Origin of the sequence: Microbispora sp. NBC_01389 (assembly GCF_045040095.1) — a bacterium.
GTDB lineage: Bacteria > Actinomycetota > Actinomycetes > Streptosporangiales > Streptosporangiaceae > Microbispora.
Genome location: NZ_CP109552.1, coordinates 4047277 through 4068718, shown reverse-complemented (window position 1 = coordinate 4068718; position 21442 = coordinate 4047277). Strand labels below are relative to the sequence as shown.

The 21442-nt window shown below is 71.9% G+C and carries 20 protein-coding genes; 11 read left to right on the top strand and 9 right to left on the bottom strand.

Annotated features, from left to right (window positions below; all coding sequences use genetic code 11):
• Positions 1-172: 172 nt before the first annotated feature.
• On the bottom strand, positions 173-1156 hold the full coding sequence (locus OG344_RS18360) for a helix-turn-helix transcriptional regulator (protein WP_405084144.1): 984 nt from the start codon (positions 1154-1156) through the stop codon (positions 173-175).
• An 89-nt stretch (positions 1157-1245) separates the two neighbouring features.
• Between OG344_RS18360 and OG344_RS18355 the strand changes: the two genes are divergently transcribed.
• On the top strand, positions 1246-1650 hold the full coding sequence (locus OG344_RS18355) for a VOC family protein (RefSeq protein WP_405084143.1): 405 nt from the start codon (positions 1246-1248) through the stop codon (positions 1648-1650).
• Positions 1651-1663: 13 nt separating this feature from the next.
• On the opposite strand, the gene OG344_RS18350 is transcribed toward OG344_RS18355, so the two are convergent.
• Genes OG344_RS18350 through OG344_RS18325 form a run of 6 tightly spaced genes read right to left on the bottom strand, consistent with a single transcriptional unit; the run spans position 1664 to position 8681 of the window.
• Positions 1664-3058, bottom strand: a complete 1395-nt coding sequence (locus tag OG344_RS18350) for an NAD(P)/FAD-dependent oxidoreductase (protein WP_405084142.1) — start codon at positions 3056-3058, stop codon at positions 1664-1666.
• Positions 3059-3115: 57 nt separating this feature from the next.
• Entirely contained in the window at positions 3116-3901 is a 786-nt protein-coding gene (locus OG344_RS18345; RefSeq protein ID WP_405084141.1) for an ABC transporter permease, read from the bottom strand.
• Positions 3898-4761 carry an ABC transporter permease gene (locus OG344_RS18340; RefSeq protein WP_405084140.1) on the bottom strand — a complete coding sequence of 288 codons (864 nt, stop codon included), beginning with the start codon at positions 4759-4761 and terminating at the stop codon, positions 3898-3900. The genes OG344_RS18345 and OG344_RS18340 overlap by 4 nt, the downstream gene beginning before the upstream one ends.
• On the bottom strand, positions 4758-6017 hold the full coding sequence (locus OG344_RS18335; RefSeq protein WP_405084139.1) for a spermidine/putrescine ABC transporter substrate-binding protein: 1260 nt from the start codon (positions 6015-6017) through the stop codon (positions 4758-4760). Before OG344_RS18335 ends, OG344_RS18340 begins: the two co-directional genes overlap by 4 nt.
• 31 nt (positions 6018-6048) lie before the next feature.
• Positions 6049-7197, bottom strand: a complete 1149-nt coding sequence (locus OG344_RS18330) for an ABC transporter ATP-binding protein (RefSeq protein ID WP_405084138.1) — start codon at positions 7195-7197, stop codon at positions 6049-6051.
• A 50-nt stretch (positions 7198-7247) separates the two neighbouring features.
• Complete coding sequence (locus OG344_RS18325; protein WP_327044510.1) at positions 7248-8681, bottom strand: gamma-aminobutyraldehyde dehydrogenase; 1434 nt, start codon at positions 8679-8681, stop codon at positions 7248-7250.
• Between the two features lie 223 nt (positions 8682-8904).
• On the opposite strand from OG344_RS18325, the gene OG344_RS18320 reads away from it, so the two are divergent.
• The gene (locus OG344_RS18320) at positions 8905-9396 is read left to right on the top strand and encodes an Lrp/AsnC family transcriptional regulator (protein ID WP_327044509.1); all 492 of its coding nucleotides are present in this window, start codon (positions 8905-8907) and stop codon (positions 9394-9396) included.
• Between the two features lie 41 nt (positions 9397-9437).
• On the opposite strand, the gene OG344_RS18315 is transcribed toward OG344_RS18320, so the two are convergent.
• Positions 9438-10091: a cyclase family protein gene (locus tag OG344_RS18315; protein ID WP_405084137.1), complete on the bottom strand. Its 654-nt coding sequence runs from the start codon at positions 10089-10091 to the stop codon at positions 9438-9440.
• A 150-nt stretch (positions 10092-10241) separates the two neighbouring features.
• On the opposite strand from OG344_RS18315, the gene OG344_RS18310 reads away from it, so the two are divergent.
• Entirely contained in the window at positions 10242-10931 is a 690-nt protein-coding gene (locus OG344_RS18310) for a PucR family transcriptional regulator ligand-binding domain-containing protein (RefSeq protein WP_405084136.1), read from the top strand.
• Positions 10898-11431, top strand: a complete 534-nt coding sequence (locus OG344_RS18305) for a PucR family transcriptional regulator (protein ID WP_405084135.1) — start codon at positions 10898-10900, stop codon at positions 11429-11431. Before OG344_RS18310 ends, OG344_RS18305 begins: the two co-directional genes overlap by 34 nt.
• Before the next feature lie 7 nt (positions 11432-11438).
• Here OG344_RS18305 and OG344_RS18300 read toward each other — a convergent pair whose 3' ends face one another.
• Entirely contained in the window at positions 11439-12182 is a 744-nt protein-coding gene (locus OG344_RS18300) for a GntR family transcriptional regulator (protein ID WP_327044506.1), read from the bottom strand.
• A gap of 250 nt (positions 12183-12432) precedes the next feature.
• Between OG344_RS18300 and OG344_RS18295 the strand changes: the two genes are divergently transcribed.
• From OG344_RS18295 to OG344_RS18265, 7 genes are all read left to right on the top strand, one after another.
• Positions 12433-13554: an ABC transporter substrate-binding protein gene (locus tag OG344_RS18295; protein WP_405084134.1), complete on the top strand. Its 1122-nt coding sequence runs from the start codon at positions 12433-12435 to the stop codon at positions 13552-13554.
• A 53-nt stretch (positions 13555-13607) separates the two neighbouring features.
• The gene (locus tag OG344_RS18290; protein WP_327044504.1) at positions 13608-15128 is read left to right on the top strand and encodes a sugar ABC transporter ATP-binding protein; all 1521 of its coding nucleotides are present in this window, start codon (positions 13608-13610) and stop codon (positions 15126-15128) included.
• Complete coding sequence (locus OG344_RS18285) at positions 15128-16087, top strand: ABC transporter permease (protein WP_405084133.1); 960 nt, start codon at positions 15128-15130, stop codon at positions 16085-16087. Before OG344_RS18290 ends, OG344_RS18285 begins: the two co-directional genes overlap by 1 nt.
• Positions 16084-17124, top strand: coding sequence for an ABC transporter permease (locus OG344_RS18280; RefSeq protein ID WP_405084132.1), 1041 nt, complete (start codon positions 16084-16086; stop codon positions 17122-17124). The genes OG344_RS18285 and OG344_RS18280 overlap by 4 nt, the downstream gene beginning before the upstream one ends.
• Positions 17117-18001 carry a 3-hydroxy-5-phosphonooxypentane-2,4-dione thiolase gene (gene lsrF / locus OG344_RS18275; RefSeq protein ID WP_405084131.1) on the top strand — a complete coding sequence of 295 codons (885 nt, stop codon included), beginning with the start codon at positions 17117-17119 and terminating at the stop codon, positions 17999-18001. Before OG344_RS18280 ends, lsrF begins: the two co-directional genes overlap by 8 nt.
• 70 nt (positions 18002-18071) lie before the next feature.
• Positions 18072-19769: a glycerol-3-phosphate dehydrogenase/oxidase gene (locus OG344_RS18270; protein WP_405084130.1), complete on the top strand. Its 1698-nt coding sequence runs from the start codon at positions 18072-18074 to the stop codon at positions 19767-19769.
• Positions 19766-21319 (top strand): FGGY-family carbohydrate kinase, encoded by a 1554-nt coding sequence (locus OG344_RS18265; protein ID WP_405084129.1) that lies wholly within the window; start codon positions 19766-19768, stop codon positions 21317-21319. The genes OG344_RS18270 and OG344_RS18265 overlap by 4 nt, the downstream gene beginning before the upstream one ends.
• The last annotated feature ends 123 nt before the right edge of the window (positions 21320-21442 follow it).

Here is a 21442-nt window from a genome sequence, read left to right as displayed (position 1 = left end):
CCCGGCGCCGCACGCCGTCAGGAGCAGGGCGACGAGGGTCGGTCCCGCCGAAACCCGCGCCGGGAATCCGGCAAAGAACCTTCGCATGCGGGAAACGTACGGACCCCCGCGCGAACCTGATGTGAATGGAACCGGACGGCGTCCCACCGAATGGCCGGATCGCCCCGATCGTTCAGGCCGGGTCCGGCCCGGAGTAGCGGGCGACGAGTTCGGCGCCGATGCGGGCGAGCTCGTCACGGACGGAGCGCGGCTCGACGACCTCGATCAGGGCGCCCCACCCCGCGAGGTGACGGGCGAGGTCCAGCGGGGTCGGGGCGGCGAGGCGCACCCGGACACGTCCCCCCGCTTCACCGTCGACTTCACCGTCGACGTGGCAGTGCCGTCCGAACCGGTCGCGCAGGACCGGCACGAACCGCTCCTCGACGAGCGCGGTCGCCCACGTGCGCGAACGCCGCCCCTCGATCTCGTCGACGACCTCCTGCCAGGCGGCGGCGAGGACCAGGCCGGCGGGGCGTTCGGCGGTCTCGCCGGTCGCCTCGGCCCGGACGATCCTGTCGACGCGGAAGGTCCGCCGTCCCCGGTCGGTTCCCGCCAGCAGATACCAGACGTCGTCCTTGTCGATCAGCCCCCACGGGTCGACCAGCCGCTCCGCGGGTTCCGCTTTCGGACCGGCGTAGGTGAGGCGGACCCTGCGGCGGCTCACCACGGCGCTCCGCAGCAGGTCGACCATCGCGGGCCGAGGGCGGTCGCGTTCCCCCCACCGGACGGGGTCGACCAGGGTCGCGTCGCGGGCGGCCTCGGCGTCGGCCCGGAAGGTCCGGGGCAGGGCCGCCAGGAGCTTGCGCAGCGCCGCTCCGGCCGCGGCCGACCCAGCCGACCCAGCCGACCCGGCCGCGGCCGGGCCGAGGAGCAGGAACAGCGCCTGCGCCTCGGGCGCCGACAGACCGCTCAGGTCGGTGCGGGCGCCGCCGACCAGCGACCAGCCGCCGCCACGCCCCGGCTGCGGATAGACCGGGACGCCCGCCGCCGACAGCGCCTCCAGGTCCCGGCGGGCGGTGGCCACGGAAACCTCGAGCTCTTCGGCCAGCTCGGCCGCGGTCACCCGGCCGCGAGCCTGCATCAGCAACAGGACGGCAACGAGACGGTCGGCGCGCACGGTTCCCGATTCTGCCCGGAAAAGTGCTCAGAAGGTGAGCACTTCAGGCCGGAGGATTGAAACATCAGCCACTGAGAAGGGAAACCCCGATGTTGCGAGGCCTCACCACCGTCAGCTTCTTCGCCGACGACGTCACCGCCGCCGCCCGCTGGTACGCCGGACTGCTCGGCGTCGAGCCGTACTTCACGCGTTCCGTCGAGGAGACGCTCGCCTACGCCGAGTTCCGGATCGGCGACGACGAGGACGAGCTCGGCATCGTCGACCGCCGCTTCTCCCCCCGCCCCCGGCAGGAGGAGCCCGCCGGCGCGGTCGTCTACTGGCACGTGGACGACGTCGAGGCCGCCTTCGCACGGCTGCTCGACCTGGGCGCCACGACGTACGAGAAGCCCGTGGAGCGCGGCCCGGGCTTCGTCACCGCCTCCGTGGTCGATCCCTTCGGCAACGTCCTCGGCGTGATGTACAACCGGCACTTCCTGGAGGTCCACGACCGGTGACGCGGACGCCGCCTCAGCTGTCGAAGCCGACGCCGAAGGCGTCGAGGGTGCGCAGCCAGGCGTTGCGGCGGCCCCCGTGCTCGTCGGCGCGGGCTATGGACCAGCGGGTGAGCTGGATGACGCCGGACCGCACCGGCTCGGGCGGGAAGGGCATCGGCTTGTGCCGCACCATCTCCAGCTCGGTTCGCTCGGTGAGACGCCCCTGCAGCAGATCGAGCATGACGTTGGCGCCGAAGCGGGTCGCCCCCACGCCGAGGCCGGTGTATCCGGCCGCGTAGGCGAGGCGGGAGCCGTACGCCGTGCCGAAGAAGGCGCTGAACCGGCTGCAGGTGTCGATGACGCCGCCCCAGCGGTGGGTGAAGCGCAGGCCGTGGAGCTGCGGGAACGTCTCGAAGAAGTGGGTGGCGAGCTTCTCGAAGGTGGCGTCGCGCTGGTCGTATTCGGGCCTGACCAGGCCGCCGTTGTGATAGACGGCGTCGTAGCCGCCCCACAGGATGCGGTTGTCGTCGGTCAGCCGGTAGTAGTGGAACCGGTTGGCCGAGTCGCCGACGCCCTGGCGGTTCCGCCAGCCGATCTCCGCGAGGAGGTCGCCGGCCACCGGCTCGGTCATCAGCGCGTAGTCGTACACCGGCACCAGGAAGTGCCTGAGCCGGCGTAGCAGCGGCGGGAAGGCGCCGGTGCCGAGCGCCACCCGCCCGGCCCGGACGCGGCCCTTCGGCGTCCCCAGCTCCAGCGCCGTGCCGTCGTCGTGCAGCGAGCGCACCGGCGTGTGCTCGAAGACGCGCACGCCGAGCCGGACGCAGACGTCGCGCAGCCCCCAGGCGAGGCGCGCCGGGTCGAGCATGGCGACGCCGTCCCGGTCCCACACCCCGCCGAGGTACGTCGGGGAGTCCACCTCGGCCCGCACCTGCTCCCGGTCGAGCCGCTCCAGGCGCTGGCCGAGCGAAGCCGCCGCGCTCACCTCCTCGTCGAGCCCGGCGATCTGCCATTCCTCTGTGGCCACCGAAAGCTCGCCGGTCCGCTCGAAGGAGCAATCGACGCCGTGGCGGGAGAGGGTCCGCTCGATCTCGTCCAGGTTCTCCCGGCCGAGCCGTTCCAGCGTCGCGATCTCCGCGGGCCAGCGGTCCTGGCCGTTGCCGAGCCCGTGGGTCAGGCTCGCCGCGCAGAAGCCGCCGTTGCGGCCGGAGGCGGCCCACCCGACCGCGCGGCCCTCCAGGAGGACCACGTCGAGCGAGGGGTCGCGTTCCTTGGCCATCAGGGCGGTCCACAGGCCGGTGAAGCCGCCGCCGACCACCGCCAGATCCGCCGTGACGTCTCCCGTCAGCGGGGGCAGCGGCTCGGGCGCGATCGGCCGGTCCAGCCAGTACGGTTTGCGCTCCGCGTCAGCGAGAGCTTTCTGCGGACTCACACATTTCACTTCCCCTCGAGATCCTGGGGATCTCACAGGTTCTTACAGGGGCCTACATCAGTTCCGGCGGCGGGCCATGAGGGCGTTGACCACGGCGATCAGCACACCGACCGCGAAGATCAGCGTGCCCATGACGTTGACCTGCGGCGGGATGCCCACGCGGGTGGCTCCCCAGATCCACAGCGGGAAGGTCACCGTCCCGCCCGCGTTGAAGTTGGTGATCACGAAGTCGTCGATGGACAAGGCGAAGGCCAGCATCGACCCGGCCAGCACACCGGGCATGATCATCGGGAGGGTGACCAGGCGGAACGTGGTCCAGGTCCCGGCTCCGAGATCCCTGGCGGCCTCCTCGAGTGAGTGGTCCAGCGTCATCACCCGGGCCCGCACGGTCACGGCCACGAACGAGATCGAGAACATGACGTGCGAGATCACGATCGTCCAGAAGCCCAGCGGCACGGCGAGGGTGACGAACAGCGACAGCAGCGACGCGCCCATGACGATCTCGGCGCAGGAGATGGCCGCGAACATGACGACGTTCATCGTCGCCGACCCGCGGAAGCGGTAGCGGCCCAGCGCCAGGCCGATGAGCGAGCCGAGCACTCCAGCGATGATCATCGTCAGCACGGCGATGAGCAGCGAGTTCACCAGCGCCTGGGTGAGGTCGCCGATCTCGAACAGCTTGCCGTACCACTTGAGGGTGAAGCCCTGCCAGGCGGTGTTGTATCGGCCGTGCGTGTCGTTGAACCCGAACAGGATCATGACCGCGATCGGCACGACCAGCCAGGCGATCACCAGCCAGGTGTAGATCTGGAGGCCGCGCCCCCTCAGCAGACCTTGCCTCATCGGGCCGCCACCTCCAGCACGTCGTCTGTGCCCAGCGCCCTGGCGTAGGCGAAGATGCCGACGAGCAGCAGCGCCATCAGCGTGAACGACAGCGCCGAGGCCGTCGGGTAGTCCTGCGTGACCAGATACTGGTTCTGGATGACGTTGCCGATCATCGTGGTGTTCGTGCCGCCGAGCACGGACGCGTTGACGTAGTCCGACGTCGCCGGCACGAAGGTCATCAGCACGCCGGCGAAGACGCCGGGCAGCGACAGCGGGAGCACCACGCGCAGGAACGTCTGGAACCGGCTCGCGTAGAGGTCCTGCGCCGCCTCGAGGACGCGCGGGTCGATCCGCTCCAGCGCCACGTACATCGGCAGCACCATGAACGGCAGGAAGTTGTACGCGAGGCCGCCGATCACGGCGAACGGCGTGGCGAGGACGCGGAAGCCGTCAGGCAGCAGCCCGATGTTCTTCAGCGGGCCGAGCAGCATGCCGTTGTCCGACAGCAGGAACTGCCAGGAGATCGTCCGCAGCACGAACGACACCAGGAACGGCAGCAGCAGCAGGAACAGGTAGAACGACTTGCGGCTGCCGCCCTTGAACGCGATCCAGTACGCCACCGGGAAACCGATGACGATCTGCAGCACGGTCGCTGCCAGGCCGTAGAGCAGCGACCGGATGATCTGGTCGTGGTAGTTCGCCAGCCCGCCGATGTAGGAGTGCCAGTTCCACGTGAAGGCGTAGCCGTCCTCCACACTGCCCGACTGCAGCGACAGGGACAGCATGACGATCATCGGGACCACGAAGAAGATCGCGAGCCACAGACCGCCCGGGAAGATCAGCGCGTACGGCGTGAGCGCCGCCCTGAGCCTGCTCATGACGTGGTGATGGGCTGGAAGACGCTTTCGAACTTCTTGTGCTCCTCGCTGTTGTCGAAGGTCACGTAGGTTCGCAGCTTGGCGTAGTCGTCGTCGCTCGGGAACACCAGCGGGCTGTCGGCGATCATCTCGAGGGTCTTCTTGTCGGTTCCGGACGCCTTGGCCGCGTCGGCGAGGATGGCGTCCTTGGCAGACGGGACCGGGGTGACGTAGTTGATGTACTCCGCCAGGCTTCCCGCCATGTCGGCCTCGTAGAAGAAGTCGATCAGCGTGATCGCGTCGACCGGGTTGGCGGCGGTCTTCGGGATCATGAAGTTGTCGGTCCAGATGGTGGCGCCCTCCTGCGGGATCACGAACTTCAGGTCCGTGCCGTCGGAGAGGTTCTTCTGGAAGATGTCGCCGGACCACGCCTGACAGATCCAGATGTCGCCCTTGGCCAGCGGGTCGATGTACGACTGGTCGTAATATTTCCGGACGATTCCCGAGTCGCGCTGCTCAGTGAGCTTCGCTGCCGCCTTCTCCCAGTCGGCCGGGGTGGACTTGTCCGGGTCGATGCCGAGCGCGAACATCGCGAAGTTCGCGATCTCCTGCGAGTCCGCCATCATGCCGACCTTGCCCTTGTACTTCGGGTCCCACAGGGCCGAGTAGCTCGTCGGCGGCGTGTCGATGTACTTCGGGTTGTACGCGATGCCGGTCATGCCGGACGCCCACGGAACGGTGTAGACGTTGCCCGGGTCGAACGCCTCCTGGGTGTATCGCGCCCCGACGTTCTTGGTGAAGTTCGGCAGCCGGTCGTGGTCGAGCGGCACCAGGTAGCCGAGCTTGATGAGCTGGGTGAGCTGGACGCTGTTGGTGAAGACCATGAGGTCGTAGTTGATCGACTGCCCGGCGGCCAGCTGCGGCTGGATCTTGGCGTACCAGCTCGTGGTCTCCTGGATGACCTCCTTGTAGGTCACCGTGGTCCCCGTGCGCTTGGTGAACTCCTTGAGCTCGGGCTGCTTGGGGTCCATGTAGAGAGGCCAGTTGGCGAAGTTCACGTGGCCGTTCTTCGCCTTGCCCGACCAGTATTTCTCCACCTCGGACTGCACCTGGGCGGAGGAGGTGGGCCTGGCCGCGCCCTTGCCCTGCACGCCGCAGGCCGCGAGGGCGAGCCCGGCTGCCGACAGTCCCGTGAGACGGAAGGCGTCGCGCCTGCCGAGCCGGCGCTGGGTCATGCCGCGGAGGAAGGCGGGGTCCTTCCCGTGGGGATGGTTCATGGGGTTCGTGTGCTCCGGGGAGTTCGGGGTTTTACCTCAGCGCGTAGGAGTGCCGGGGCTGCCAGGAGAGCCATACCTCGTCGCCGCGCTCGGCGGTGATCGTGCTGTCGTTCGCGTTCTGCTCGAACACCGTGATCTCGGCGCCGTCGCCGAGCATCACGACGTAGCTGTTGTACGTGCCGAGATAGACGACCTCGGCCACCGTCCCCCGGACGACGCTGAGGTCGCCCTCCGGCTGCTCCTTGGCGAGCTTGATCTTCTCGGGGCGGACGGTGAGATCGACGTGCTGCCCGGCGGAGAGCGCGCCGTCGGCCGGGACGAGGATCCGGTCGCTCGGCCCGAGGGCGAGCACGGCCGTGTCCCCGCTCACCTGCTGCACGGTGCCGCCGAACAGGTTGGAGGTGCCGATGAAGCCGGCGACGAACGTGCTGACGGGCCGCTCGTAGATCTCGCGGGGTTCGGCGAGCTGTTCCACGAGGCCGTCGTTCATGACCGCGATGCGGTCGCTCATGGTCAGCGCCTCGCTCTGGTCGTGCGTCACGTAGACGAACGTGATGCCGACCTCGCGCTGGATGCGCTTGAGCTCGATCTGCATGGCCTGACGGAGCTTGAGGTCGAGCGCGCCGAGCGGCTCGTCGAGCAGCAGCGCGCGGGGCCGGTTGACCAGCGCGCGGGCGAGCGCGACGCGCTGCTGCTGGCCGCCCGACATCTCCTTGGGACGGCGCTTCTCGCGGCCGGTGAGGTCCACGACCTCCAGGATCTCGCCGACGCGGCGCCTGATCTCCGCGTCGGGGACCTTCCTGCGCCTGAGCCCGAACGCGACGTTGTCCCAGACGTTCATGTGCGGGAACAGCGCGTACGACTGGAACACCATGTTGATGTCGCGTTTGTTCGGCGGGACGTGCGTGACGTCCTCCCCGAGAAGCCTGACGACCCCCTGGGTGGGGTCCTCGAACCCGGCGATCATCCGCATGGTGGTGGTCTTGCCGCAGCCGGAGGGCCCGAGGAGGGAGAAGAACTCCCCTTCCGCGATCGCGAGGCTCACGCCCTTGACCGCCCGTACGACCTCGCCGTGCGAGACGTACTCCTTGACCACGTTGTCGAGTTCGATGGCGGGCACGCTGACTGATCCGGGGGCGGCGGCGACCGCCGCCCCCGGGCCCGCCTGGATATCTGTCATTCCAGGCTTATCCCTCTTTATCGATAGGTCGTACGGCTTGCGCCGGGAACCTATTCGCCGATGTAGTGCATCACGTGCTTGACGCGGGTGTAGTCGTGCAGCCCGAAGACGGACAGGTCCTTGCCGTAGCCCGAGTGCTTGAAGCCGCCGTGCGGCATCTCGGACACGAACGGGATGTGGGTGTTGACCCAGACCACGCCGAAGTCGAGGCGCTTAGACATCCGCATCGCCCGCCCGTGGTCGGAGGTCCAGACGGAGCCGGACAGGCCGTAGCGGACGCCGTTCGCCTTGGCCAGCGCGTCGGCCTCGTCGGTGAACGTCTGGATGGTGACGACCGGGCCGAAGATCTCGTCCTGCACCATCTCGTCGTCCTGCCGCAGCCCGTCGACCACCGTCGGGGCGAAGAAGTAGCCCCTGTCGCCGACACGGGCGCCGCCGGTGAGGACCTTGGCGTGCTCGGGAAGCCGCTCGAAGAACGACTCGACCCGGGCGAGCTGGCCGGCGTTGTTCAGCGGGCCGAAGTAGGCGTCCTCGTCGTCGAGCCCGCCCAGCCTGGTGGCGGCGGCGGCCTCGGTCAGCGCCGCAGCGAACTCGTCGTGGATGCTCTCGTGCACCAGCACCCGGCAGGCGGCGGTGCAGTCCTGGCCGGCGTTGTAGAGGGCCGCCCCGGCGATCCCCTCGGCGACGGCCCTGATGTCCTTGACGTCGTCGAACACCACGACCGGGGCCTTGCCGCCCAGCTCCAGGTGGACCCGCTTGACGTCGTCGGCGGCGGTCTTCGCGACCGCCATGCCCGCGCCCACCGAGCCGGTGATCGCGACCATGCTCGCGGCCGGATGGCCGACCACCAGCGCGCCGGTCTCCCGGTCGCCGGTGACGACGTTGAAGACACCGGCCGGCAGGACGTCGCCGAGGATCTCGGCCAGCTTCAGCGTGGAGGCCGGGGTGGTGTCGGACGGCTTGAGCACGATCGTGTTGCCGGCCGCGAGCGCGGGGGCGATCTTCCACACGGCCATCATCATCGGGTAGTTCCACGGCGTGACCTGGCCGATGACGCCGATCGGCTCGTGCCGGATCACCGAGGTGTGGTCGGCCATGAACTCGCCGGAGGTCGGGCCCTCCAGGGTGCGGGCCGCGCCGGCGAAGAAGCGGAAGTGGTCCGCGGCGATCGGGGTCTCGTCCTCGGCCATGCGCGCCCGGGGCTTGCCGGTGTTGCGGCACTCGGCCTCGTTGATCTCGCCGGCCCGGGCCTCGATCGCGTCGGCGACCTTCAGCAGCAGCGTCGCGCGCTCACCCGGCGTCGTCTGGCCCCACGTCTCGAAGGCGGCCGTCGCGGCGGCGTACGCGGCGTCGACGTCCTCCTGGCCCGACACCGGTGCCTGGGCGTAGACCTCCCCCGTCGTAGGGTCTACGACGTCGGAGAAACGGCCGCTCGCGGCGTCGACGAACTTCCCGTTCACGAAGTTCTGGAGACGGGTGGTCACCGTTGACCTCCTGTTGAGGTAGCTAGGATGTCGCGACTCTGACAGAGAAAAGAGCCTACGACAAGGGATTTCGTGGCTAAGATACCAAACTGCTACGGAATCGCTTGACGGAAGCGATTCAGCTGACACCATGTCAGATCAAGATCGCAACATGTCGAAAACGGTGCCGTAACACAAGGTCGGTAGGACCGACGCGCTCTCCAAGAGAGGACACCCCCCGAGGATGACGACTCCGCCTAAGTCCCGCGCGGCTGCCGCGAAGGGCGGGCCGGTGGTGCTCGACGAGATCTCCAAGCAGATCATCGAGCAGCTCCAGACGGACGGGCGCAAGCCGTACGCCGCGATCGGCAAGGCCGTGGGCCTGTCGGAGGCCGCGGTGCGCCAGCGGGTGCAGCGACTGCTGGACCTCGGCGTCATGCAGATCGTCGCCGTGACCGACCCGCTGACCCTGGGCTTCCCGCGCCAGGCGATGATCGGCATCAAGTGCGAGGGCGACCTGGAGCGGGTCGCCGACGAGCTGTCGCAGATCCCCGAGATCGACTACGTCGTGCTCACGGCCGGCTCGGTGGACATCATGGTCGAGGTGGTCTGCGAGGGCGACACCCACCTGCTGGAGATCCTCGGCAAGATCCGGGCCATCTCCAGCGTCCGCGCCACCGAGACGTTCGTCTACCTCAAGCTGCACAAGCAGACCTACTCCTGGGGCACGCGCTGACGCCCTCCTGGGTCGTGACGGCTCCTAGGTTGTGACCGCTCCTAGGTTGTGACGGCGACCGCGCGTACGGGGGCTCCGTCGGCGGCGTGGAGCCGCAACGGCAGCAGGGAGACCTCGACGGCGCGCCCGGCGGCCTGGGCCTCCAGGAGCGGGCCGAGGTTGCGCAGGTTCTCGGCGATGACGCCGTGCGCCCCGCAGAGCACCCGGTGCGCGGGCAGGTCGGCGGGAGCGGGAGTCGGGTCGACGCTGAGGGCGTCGACGCCGACGGTCCGCACGCCCGCGTCGACGATCAGGCGGGCGGTCTCCGCCTCCAGGTACGGGTGGGCCAGATAGCCCGGCGTGCCCCAGTGGGCGTCCCAGCCGGTGGCGACCAGCAGGACGGCCCCCGGCCCCAGCCGCCCGGAGACCGGGCCGAGCATCGCGGGGGTGATCGGCGCCCGCGGCGGCAGCCCCCGGGCGTCGAGGACCGCCGCCGGGCCGAGGAACCGCTCCAGCGGCAGGTCGTCGAGCGCCGGCAGCGCGTCGTCGATGTGGCACGGCGCGTCCACGTGGGTGCCGGACTGCGACCCGAGGTGCAGGCGGAGGACGTTCACGCCCTCCTCCGCCACCGTGAGAGCGGGCGTGATCTCCACCTCCGGATCTCCGGGGTAGACCGGCATGCCGCTCACGACGGGCTGTGACAGGTCGACGATCATCGCTTCTCCCCCGCGTCAGGCCCTGCCCGGCGCGAGCGGGCCGCTCAGATCGTAGGCCACGCCGAGGCCGCGCCGGCGAGACCGCTTGAGCGTGCCTCACGGCCCCGGATCAGGACAATTGGGTCGATCACGGGAAATAAGCTCCACGATGTGGACACGCACACCACGGTGGAGGACCTGCTGCGCTCCCCCGCGCTGCAACTGAGGGTCGTGGCCGGTGAGCGCGGCCTCGGCAGGTCGGTCTCCTGGGCCCACGTGAGCGAACTGGAGGACCCGACCCCCTGGCTGCTCGGGGCCGAGGTCATCATGACGACCGGCATCGGCGTGCCGCGCGCCGGCGCCGCGCAGCGCGCGTACCTGGAGCGGCTGGACGACGCGGGGGTGGCCGCGCTCGCGCTCAGCGCGGGCCTGCACGTCCCGCCGCTCCGCCGGGCCTTCCTCGACGCCGCGGAGGAGCGCGGGTTCCCGGTGCTGGAGGTGCCGCTGGCCGTGCCGTTCATCGCGATCGCGCAGGAGGTCGCGGCGGCCGTGCAGGAGGACGCCCGGCAGCGGCTGGGAGCCCAGCTCCAGGTGTTCGGCGCGCTGCGCTGGCTCGCCTCGGAGGGGCTGGACACGGCGGGGCTGTTCCAGCGGCTCGAACGGCTGTCGGGGTACGCCATCCACCTGAGCACCCCGCAGGGGCGTCCGCTGCTGCCCGGCGTGCCCGCGCCCCCTCCCGGCGTACGGCTGCCCGCCTCGGCGGACGCGCCGCCGACCATCCCCGGCGGTTTCGCGCTCCCGGTCCCCGCGCCCGGCGGCCCGGCGGTATGCTCCGCCGTCACCGCGACCTGTACGTGCTGACGCCGGCCCCCGTGATCACCGGCGACGCGGGTGACAGGGACGCGGGGACGGCGCTGCGGGAGATCCCGGGGATCGCGGCGGGCGTCAGCCGCCCGCTCCCGCCCGGGTCGTCGCTGCGGGTCGCCCAGCGCGAGGCGCTGTGGGCGGTCTCCCGCGCCGCCGAGTCGGGCCGGCCGCTGGTGACGTACGGCGAGGACACCACGGGCCGGTGGCTCCCGGACGACGTGGGCGTGCTGACCGCGCTGGTCGAGCACGTGCTCGGCGACGCCCTGCGGTACGACGCCGAGCACGGTTCCGATCTGGTCGCGTCGGTGCGGACCTGGATGGAGCGCGACCGCCGCGTCGACGACGCCGCGCGGGCCCTGCACATCCACCCCAACACGCTGGCGTACCGGCTGCGCCGGTTCGGGGCGCTGACCGGCCGCGACCTGTCGGCGACCGGCGACTTCGCGGAGGTGTGGCTGGCCGTCCGCGCCGCCTCCCAGCTCGGCGGCCTGTAGCGCCGGGTCAGCGGATGCCGACGTAGAAGCGGGTCTGGTCGCTGCGGTGGAGGGCGCGATAGGCCTCGAACCTGGTGGTGTCCTCCAGCCACGCGACCGACTCGATGCCGAGGAGCGGCGTCGAGGTGGACACCTCCAGGAGCGCCGCGTCCTCCCGGTCCGGGAAGACCGCCTCGATCCAGCGGTCGGCCGCCGCGGGCTCGATGCCGTACCGGCGGCGTAGCGTGTCGTAGAGCGACTGGTTCTCCAGGACGACCCGCTCCAGGCCGGGGACGAGCCGGGCGGGCAGGGCGGTCTCGACGAGCAGCCACGGCTCACCGTCGACGCGGCGGAGCCTGCGCAGCCGTACGACCTGCTCTCCCTGCGGGATCCGCAGCAGCGCGGCCTCCCGCTCGTCGGCCTCGCCGAGCGCCTGGCGGATGGTCTGGGTGGTCACCCGGCGCCCTGACTCCCGCAGGTCGTCGGCGGATCCGGACATCGACCCGACGAACCTCAGCTCGGTCTTGCGCGGGGCGACGAAGGCCCCCTTGCCCTTCACCTTGTAGATCAGGCGCTGCTGCACCAGCTCGCGCAGCGCCTCCCTGACCACCGTGCGGGAGACGCCGAACAGGTCGCTCAGCTCGGCCTCCGACGGCAGGGGCCGGTCGGGGCCGCGCTCCCCACTCTCGATCTCCGCGCGCAACGCCCGCATGAGCTGCATCCACAGCGGTTCCGCCCCGTCGCGGTCAAGGGGCGGATAGGTCAGGGTCACGGGAACCTCCTCGGCGGCACCGCAGCAGCATGCCCGATCCACACCTGTCACTACAAGTCTTTCAGAGCCGTCAGCAAGATTATCCACCTCTCCCGGATAGAAGCGACCGGAAACATCCTCTTGACATGCCCGAAACGCCGTCTTAGTTTGCTTGTCACTACAGGCCTGTAATAACAAGTCGGCCCCGAGCCGACGTGTTCCAGCCGATCTCCCCCCTCGCGAACCCGCTCTGTCTGGAGACACCATGCACATGCGTCCCACACGCCGGCCCTGGCGCGCCGCCTCGGCCGCGGCGATCTCCGCCCTCGCCGTCCTGGCCGCGGGCTGCGGCTCAGGTGGCTCCGGTGACACCGCCGGCGCCGCGGACGGGGCCGCGGGCGGCGGCGCCGGCGGCGGCAAGCCCTTCATCGCGCTGAGCAACGGCTTCATCGGCAACGGCTGGCGGCAGACGATGATCGCCAAGTTCGAGGCGGCCGCCCAGCAGGCCAGGAGCGACGGGCTGATCGGCAAGTACAAGGTCGTCAACGCGCCGGGCGACAACTCCGCGACCGAGCAGGTCGCCCAGATCAAGAGCCTGCTGCTGCAGAAGCCCGACGCCCTGCTCATCGACCCGGCCTCGCCGACCGCGCTGCAGCCCGTCATCCAGCAGGCCTGCAATTCGGGCGTCAAGGTCGTGGTCTTCGACTCGGCCATCGACGCGCCCTGCGCGCACGTGCTGCAGAACAGCTTCGTCGACTGGGCAACGTACGCCGCGAAGCCCCTCCTGGAGGGCATCGGCGGCAAGGGCTCGGTCATCGTGAGCCGCGGCGTCGTCGGCTCCCAGCCCGAGGCCGAGATGCTCGACACCACCAAGAAGATCCTCGGGGACTACCCCGGAGTGAAGACCGTGGCGACGGTGACCGGCATGTGCGACGGCGCCACCGCGCAGAAGGCGGTGCTCGGCGTGCTGTCCAGCGTGCCGAAGGTCGACGGCGTCATCGGCTGCGGCGACGGCTACGGCGTCGCCCAGGCGTTCGCCACGGCCGGCAAGACCGTGCCCGCCGTGGACTTCGAGACCAACGGCCGCGCGCTGAGCTACTGGCGGGACAACAAGATCGACAACGGCTCGGTCGCGGTCATGTCCGACCCCGGCCAGTCGGTCGCCGCCCTCTGGGAGGCACTCGACCTGCTCGACGGCAAGGACGTGCCCAAGCAGATGACCTTCCCGATCGTCCTGATCGAGCAGAAGGACCGCGACGCCTGGGCCTCGGTGCTCAAGCCCGACGAGTACGCCGCCTGGCCGTGGACCCGCGACCTGTTCCGGCAGCAGGTCGAGGCCGTCAAGACCGGTGGCGAGCCGGTGCGGCCGCCGATCCCGTCCGCGCAGGGCTGACCCGGCCCGCTCCACACACCCAACGGCACGCAGGAGACGGAGGAGACCCGGGGATGCACGTCGACAATCTCCCGGCCGGCGGCGCCGCGCCGCCGGGCACGGACACGGGACCGGCCGGCCGGCCGCCCGTCGTCGCCGCCATGGGCGTGACCAAGGCGTACGGGCGTACCCGGGCCCTGACGGGCGTGGACCTGGAGGTCCGCGCGGGTGAGGTGCTCGGGCTGGTCGGACACAACGGCGCCGGCAAGAGCACCCTCATGCGGGTCCTCGCCGGGCTGGAGCCCTGCGACGCCGGCACGGTCCTCGTCCACGGCGCGAAGGCGTCCGCCGGAGACTTCCGCACGGTGCGGATGGCCTACCAGGAGACGTCGCTGTGCCCCGATCTCACCGTGGCGGAGAACATGTGGGTGTCCTCGCGGCACTGCCTGCCCCGCCTGCGGTGGCGGCGGGCCGCGAGCGACGCCGTGCGCCACCGCCTCGACGAGATGTTCCCCGGTCACGGCGTCTCCCCGCGCGACCGGGTGGAGGACCTCTCGCTCTCCCGCCGCCAGATGGTGGAGATCGCCCGTGCCTGCCTGGTGGACCGGCTCGACCTGCTGATCCTCGACGAGCCCACCGAGTCGCTCGGCCCGGACGCCGCCCGCTCGCTCTACGCCTACGTGCGGCGGCTGACCGAGGCGGGGACGGCCGTGCTGCTCATCTCGCACCGCATCCGGGAGGTCCTCTCGGTGGCCGACCGCGTCGCCGTCCTGCGCGACGGCGCGGTCACCGCCGAACGGCCCGCCTCCGGACTGAGCGAATCGGCCGTCCTCGGGCTGATGGGCGCGCACGTCGCCGCTCCACCGACGTCCGGCGCGCCGGCCACCGCCGGGACCACCGCCGGGACCACCGCCCGCGAGACGGTGGCCGAACTGCTCGGAGCCACCGGCCCGGGCCTGCGGGAGGTCACCCTGCGGGTCGGCGGGGGCGAGGTCGTGGGCCTCGCCGGGCTGGCCGGTCAGGGCCAGCAGGAGGTGCTCGAACGCCTGTGGCGGCCCGTCCGGCGCGACACCACCGTCGGCGTGAGCCGGGCGTACGTGCCCGGCGACCGGCAGCGCTCGGGGGTGCTGCCCCTGTGGAGCGTGGGCGACAACCTGATCGTGACCGCACTGCGCGGGATCGCCCGGCGCGGCATGCGCCGCCCGGCGGAGGAGCGCGCCGTCGTCGCCGACTGGGTGAAGCGCCTCTCGATCAGGGGCGGCGCGGAGGCCGGGATCACCGAGCTGAGCGGCGGCAACCAGCAGAAGGTCATCGTCGCCCGGGCGTTCGCCTCTCCCGCCGGGCTCGTGCTGCTCGACGACCCGTTCCGGGGCGTGGACGTGCACACCAAGACCGACCTGTACGGACTGATCCGGCAGGAGGCGGCCAAGGGCCGCAGCGTCGTCTGGTACTCCAGCGAGAACGCCGAGATGGCCCACTGCGACCGGGTCTACGTCTTCCGCGCCGGCCGGGTGGTGGCCGAGCTCACCGGCGAGGAGATCTCCGAGGAACGCATCATCGGCGTCTCCTTCGCCGAGAAGGGAGAAGACGACTGATGGCCCAGCTTCTCGCCCCCGCCCTGCCGGGCCGGGCGCGGATGCGCCGCTCCGCGCCCGCCGCGGTCAGCGCCGTGGCCCTGGTCGTGATGGTCTGCGTCTGCTCGACGCTCCAGCCGGGCGTGCTGACCGTGGAGGGCCTGACCCTGGTCCTGTCCGCGACCGTGCCGCTGGTGATCGCCGCGCAGGCCCAGATGACGCTCATGGCCGTCGGGGACATCGACCTCGGGATCGGCAACTTCGTCGGCCTCGTCACCGTGGTCTCCGCCACCCTGCTGGTCTCGTCGCCCCTGACCGGCGTCCTCGTGCTGGCCGGGCTGGTCGCGGCGTACGCCGTCCTCGGCCTCCTCATCCACCTGCGTCAGGTGCCGGCGCTGATCGCGACCCTCGGCGCGTCGTTCGTCTGGCTCGGCCTCGGCCTGTTCCTGCTGCCCACGCCCGGCGGCACGACCCCAGGGTGGCTGGCGTCCTTCGGCGCGTGGCAGCCCGCGGGCTTCCCCGCGCCGCTGCTGCCCATCGTGGTCGTCGCCCTGCTGGTCTACCTGCTCTCCGCGCGCAGCGCCCTCGGGGTGCGGATGCGCGGCCTCGGCAGCAACCCGGTCGCGCTGCGCCGGGCCGGGCTGCGCCCGGGGACCTCCCGCGTCGCCGCCTACGCCACGGCGGGCGTGCTCGGCGTGCTGTCCGGCCTCGTCCTGGCCTCCCAGACGGGCGGCGGAGACGTGTCGTCGGCCTCCAGCTACACGCTCATGACGGTGGCCGCGGTCATCCTCGGCGGCGGCTCCTTCGCCGGCGGCACCGCGGTGCCGTGGGGCGCGGCCGTCGGCGGGGTGACGCTGGGCCTGGTCAGCGTGGTTCTCAGCCTGCTCGACGTGCGGTCCGACATGCAGTCGGCCGTACAGGGAGTGATCGTCCTGGCCGTGCTCGCCGGCCGCGTCGTCGTGGGGAAGGTGCTGCGATGAACATCCGCGTGGCCGGGTCGCGCTCCTGGAGCGGCCCCTGGGTGTGGGGCTTCGCCGCCGCCGCGCTCGTGTGGCTGGTGATCCTGGTCATCTCGGGCCAGGGCGGCGGGCAGACGGTCTCGCTGGCCCTGTCCCTCGCGCCCTACCTCGTCATCGTCGGGCTCGGGCAGATGCTGGTCGTCACCGCGGGCCCGGGCAACATCGACGTGTCGGTCGCGTCGGTCATCTCGCTCGCCGGGTTCGTCTCGGTGGCGGCGGCCTCCGCGACCGGATCGGCGGCCGTCGGCATCCTCGCGGGCATCGGCGCCGGCGCCGGCGTCGCGGCGGTCAGCACCGTGGCCATCCTCGGCCTGTCCGTCCCCCCGATCATCGCCACGCTCGCCGCGGGGCTCGTCGCCTCGTCGATCACGCTGTCGACGGCCAACGGCTTCACCGCCGTGCCCGACGCAGGTCTGCGCGCGGCGCTCAACCTCCGCCCGGCGGGCGTGCCGGTCCTCGCGCTGGCGATCGCGGTGCTGACCGTGCTCGTCGCCGCCCTGCTGCGCCGTACGGTCTACGGGCGGTCGCTGGTCGCGGTGGGACAGAACCGCCGCGCCGCCGAACGGGCCGGCGTCCCGGTCGCCCGGGTCATCGCCACGACGTACCTGCTGAGCGGGGCGCTGGCCGGGCTGACCGGCGCGCTGCTCGCCGCCTACATCGCGCCCTCGGCCGATCTCGGCACCCGCTACCTGCTCGACTCGGTGGCCGTCGTGGTCATCGGCGGCACCCTGATCTCCGGCGGCCGGGCGGTCCCGGTGGGCGTGTGGGGCGCGGCCCTGTTCTTCATCCTCCTCGACGGCCTGGTCAACCTCGTCGGCTGGAGCACCGCGGCGCAGAACCTGCTCAAGGGCGGCCTGGTGCTCCTCGTCCTGTTCCTCGCAGGCGGAGGCGACCGGAGCGGAGGCCTGGCCTCCCTGTTCAGACGGCGGCCGCGACCCGCGGCCCCCACGACCACCACCACCGCAACCACTCTCACAGGAGAAGACACTGATGGCTGACACCGACGGCCTGCTCGACGCCCGCGACTTCGGGACGTCCGGACCCGCGGCGGGCGGCTTCCACGTCAAGGGCGCGCACGGGCAGGACTGGGGCCTGCGCAACCGCCTGTCGCGCATCTTCCGGCCGGACACCGGGCGGACGGTCATGCTCGCCTTCGACCACGGCTACTTCGTCGGGCCGATGGCCGGCCTGGAGCGCCTCGACACCCGGATCGCCCCGCTCACGCCGGACGCCGACGCGATCATGATGACCCGTGGCGCGCTGCGCACCAGCATCCCCGCGACCACCGGCGCGGGAATCGTGCTGCGCGCCAGCGGCGGCCCGAGCATCCTGCGCGAACTGTCCGACGAGCACATCGCGCTCGACATGGAGGACGCGCTGCGCCTCAACGCCGCGGCCGTGGCCATCCAGGTGTTCGTCGGCGGCGAGCACGAGTCGCGGTCGGTGGCCAACCTGGCCTCGCTGGTCGACGCCGGTCAGCGGCACGGCGTGGCCGTGCTCGGCGTCACCGCCGTCGGCAAGGACATGGTCCGTGACGCGCGCTACTTCCGCCTGGCCACCCGGATCAGCGCGGAGATGGGCGCCCACATCGTCAAGACGTACTACGTCGAGGACGGCTTCGAGACCGTCACCGCGAGCTGCCCGGTGCCGATCATCGTGGCCGGCGGCAAGAAGCTGCCGGAGCTGGACGCCCTGACGATGGCCTACCGGTCGATCCAGGAGGGCGCCGCAGGCGTCGACATGGGCCGCAACATCTTCCAGAGCGAGAACCCCGCCGGGATGCTCGCCGCCGTCCGCGGGGTCGTGCACGACGGGCTCAAGCCCGAGGAGGCGTACGAGATCTTCAAGGAGAAGGCGGCCGGCGCCGCGATCTGAACCCCCAAGGGCGCGGGTCCGGCGAGCGCCGCCCGCGGACCCGCGCCCGTCCTTCCCCCGGGAGCCTCCCATGTCGCACCATGTCCCCACCGGCGAGAACGACGTCGTCGATCTCGCCGTCATCGGAGCCGGTATCAACGGGCTCGCCATCGCCAGGGACGCGGCGGCCCGCGGCCTGCGCGTCGTCGTCGTCGACCGCGCCGACGTGGGCTCGGGCACGTCGAGCACCTCCAGCCGGCTCATCCACGGCGGCCTCAAGTACCTGGAGCGCTACGACTTCGCGCTCGTGCACGAATCCATCCGCGAGCGGCACCTGCTGTTCCGCACCGCTCCCCACCTCGTCCGCGACTACCCGATGCTGATCCCCTTCTACAAGGGGAACACCCGGCCCGGCACGCTGATCCGCCTCGGCCTGCTGGCGTTCGACCTGCTGGCCCTGGGCCGCGGACGCGGCCTGAGCCGGACCGTGCCGGTCCGCACGGTGGCCCGCGAATGGCCGACGCTGTCCCGCGACGGCCTGCGCGGGGCCGCGCTCTTCCACGACGCGCAGGTGCCCTGGGCGGAGCGGCTCTGCGTCGAACTGTTCCTCGACGCGCGCCACCTCGGCGCGCGGGTGCTCACCTACACCTCCGTCACCGGACTCGTCGTCGAGGGCGACCGCGTCGCGGGCCTGCGCACCGAGGACGTGCGGACGGGGGCGCGCGGCGAGATCCGGGCCGCCGTCACCGTCAACGCCGCCGGGCCGTGGATCGACCGGGTCCTCGACGGCCAGATCCAGAGCCGCCGTCTGAACGGCGGCACCAAGGGCAGCCACGTCGTGCTCGACCCGTTCCCCGGCGCCCCCGGCACCTGCATCTTCTTCGAGGCGGCCGCCGACGGCAGGCCGATCTTCGTTTTCCCCTGGCAGGGCCGCTACGTGCTCGGCAGCACCGACCTGACGTACGAGGGCGACCTGGACGAGGTCGTCGCGAGCGACGCCGAGATCGAGTATCTGCTCGCGGAGACGAACCGGATCTTCCCCGGCGCCGGGCTGACCCCCGCCGACGTGCTGTGGAGCGTCGCCGGGATCCGGCCCCTCCCGTACGCGAGCGGGGTGTCGGACAACGCCAAGATCAGCCGTGGGCACACGGTGCTCGACCACGGGCCGGCGTACCGGGGGCTGCTGACCGTCATCGGCGGCAAGCTCACCACCCACCGGGCGCTGGCGGAGGACGTCACCGACGCGGCGCTGCGCGTGCTCGGCCGCCGTCCCCGCCCGTGCGTCACCCGGGCGCGGCCGCTGCCCGGCGCGGAGACCTCGGCCTGGCCGGAGTTCGTCCGCGACTTCCTGCGCGACTCCCCGCTCGACCGGGCGTCCTCCCGCCGCCTGCTCCAGCTCTACGGCGTCCGCGCCCGCCGGGTGCTGGAGATCGCCGCCGGGGACCCCTCGCTCGCCGAGGTGGTCGACAAGGAGACCGGAGCGCTCGCCGCCGAGGTCGTCATGGCGGTGCGCGAGGAGGGGGCGGTGACGCTGGCCGACGTCATGCTGCGGCGTATCCTTGTCGGGCTCAACGGCGACATGGGCCTGGACAGCGCCGCGACCTGCGCGGACGTCGCCGTACGCCACCTCGGCTGGGACAAGGAGCGGGCCCGCTCCGAGGTGGCCGCGTACGAGGAGGAGTTGCGGCGTCACCGGCCCCGCGCCCTGGCCGGGGCGGCGGGCCGGGGCGGCGGCAGGCGTGTGGGCAGGGGCGTGGGCGGGAGCAGGGGCAGCGGGGGGACGGCATGACGAACCAGGTCACGTGTTACATCGGGGTCGACGTGGGCCTGACCGCGTCGAAGGCGGCGGCGTTCGACGCGGAGGGACGAGAGGTGGGGGTGGTGCACGCCCGCACACCGCGCACCAGCGTGACGGCCCACCGCCACGACGTGGACATGGCCGGCCTGGCCGAGACCGTCGTGTCGCTGCTCGGCGATCTCGCGGGCAAGCTCGCGGCCGACGGGTACGTGCCGGCCGGGATCGGCGTCGCGGCCCACGGCAACGGGCTCTATCCGGTCGACGAGTCGCTGCGGCCGGTCGGGCCGGCCATCGCGTCGTCCGACAGCCGCGCCCAGCACATCGTGGACGCGATCGAGCCGGAGGCGGCCCGCCGCCTCGCCGCCGAGACGGGCTCCATCCCGTGGGCCGCCCAGCCCGCCGTGCTGCTGCGCTGGATGCACGACGCCGAGCCGGAGGCGTACGCGCGGACCCGGTGGGCGCTGTCGTGCAAGGACTGGGTGACCTCCCAGCTCACCGGCGTCCCGAGCGCCGACTACAGCGACGCGAGCGCGTTCGGGATGGTCGCGCTGGACACCCGCGCCTACACTCCGACGGCGCTCGAACTCGTGGGGCTGCCGGCCGCGGACCTCGGCCGCTTCCCGCCGCTGCGGGAGTCGGGGCAGGTCGTCGCCGGGCTGAGCGCGCGGGTCGCGGAACTGACCGGGCTGCCCGAGGGGCTGCCGGTGATCGCGGGCTGCATGGACTGCGTGGCCGCGACGCTCGGCGCGGGCGGCCGGGCGCCGGGCGACGTCACGATCATCGTGGGGACGTGGGCCATCAACGGGGTCGTCGTCCCCGCGGCGACGCCCGCGCCCGAGGTCACACTCAGCGCGCTGATGCCGGACTCGGGGACGATGCTCGCCATGGAGGTCGCGCCGACGTCGGCCGCCAACCTCGACTGGCTGAGCTCGGCCTCGGTCCCGCACCGGCAGACCGGCGGAGGCGTACCGGCGGCGGACCTGCTGGAGGAGGCGGCGACGGTCGCGCCGGGCGCCGGCGGTCTGCTGTTCCTGCCCTTCGTGAACGGCGCCCCCGAGCACCCGGCGGCCTCCGGGACGTTCCTCGGCGTCTCCGCCGTCCACCGCCGCGGTCACCTCACCCGCGCGGTCATCGAGGGGGTCGCCCAGTATCACCGGGTGCAGCTCGACCGGGTCCTGGCCAGCGGGGCCGATGTCGGCGACCGGCCCTGGCGGCTGGCCGGCGGCGGCGCCCGGTCGGAGGTCTGGGCGCAGGTGTTCGCCGACGTGCTCGGCCGTCCCGTCCGGCGGCAGCTCACCAGCGAGCTGGGCGCGCGGGGGATCGCCTCGCTGCTGCCCGCCGCGCTCGGGCACAGCGACGTGCCGTGGTCGGTCAGCGACACCGACGACCTGTGCGTGCGTCCCGGTCCCGCCCGGGAGGCGTACGTCCGGCAGGCGGAGGTGTTCGACCGGTGCCTCACCGGGATGTCGGCCGCATGGGTGGAGATCGAGCGGTACCGTACGGCGGGGTTCGAACCCGCTCCCGCGGACTCCGCGGGCTGAACCCCGCCCGCCAACTCCGGCGTGGATCCGTCGTCCGGGGGCGCCCGCGTCGCGGGCGCGTGGAGACCGGACGTCGCGCGGGACGTCCGGGGGAAGCGTGAAAGCCCGGTGTCGCGCCCGTGC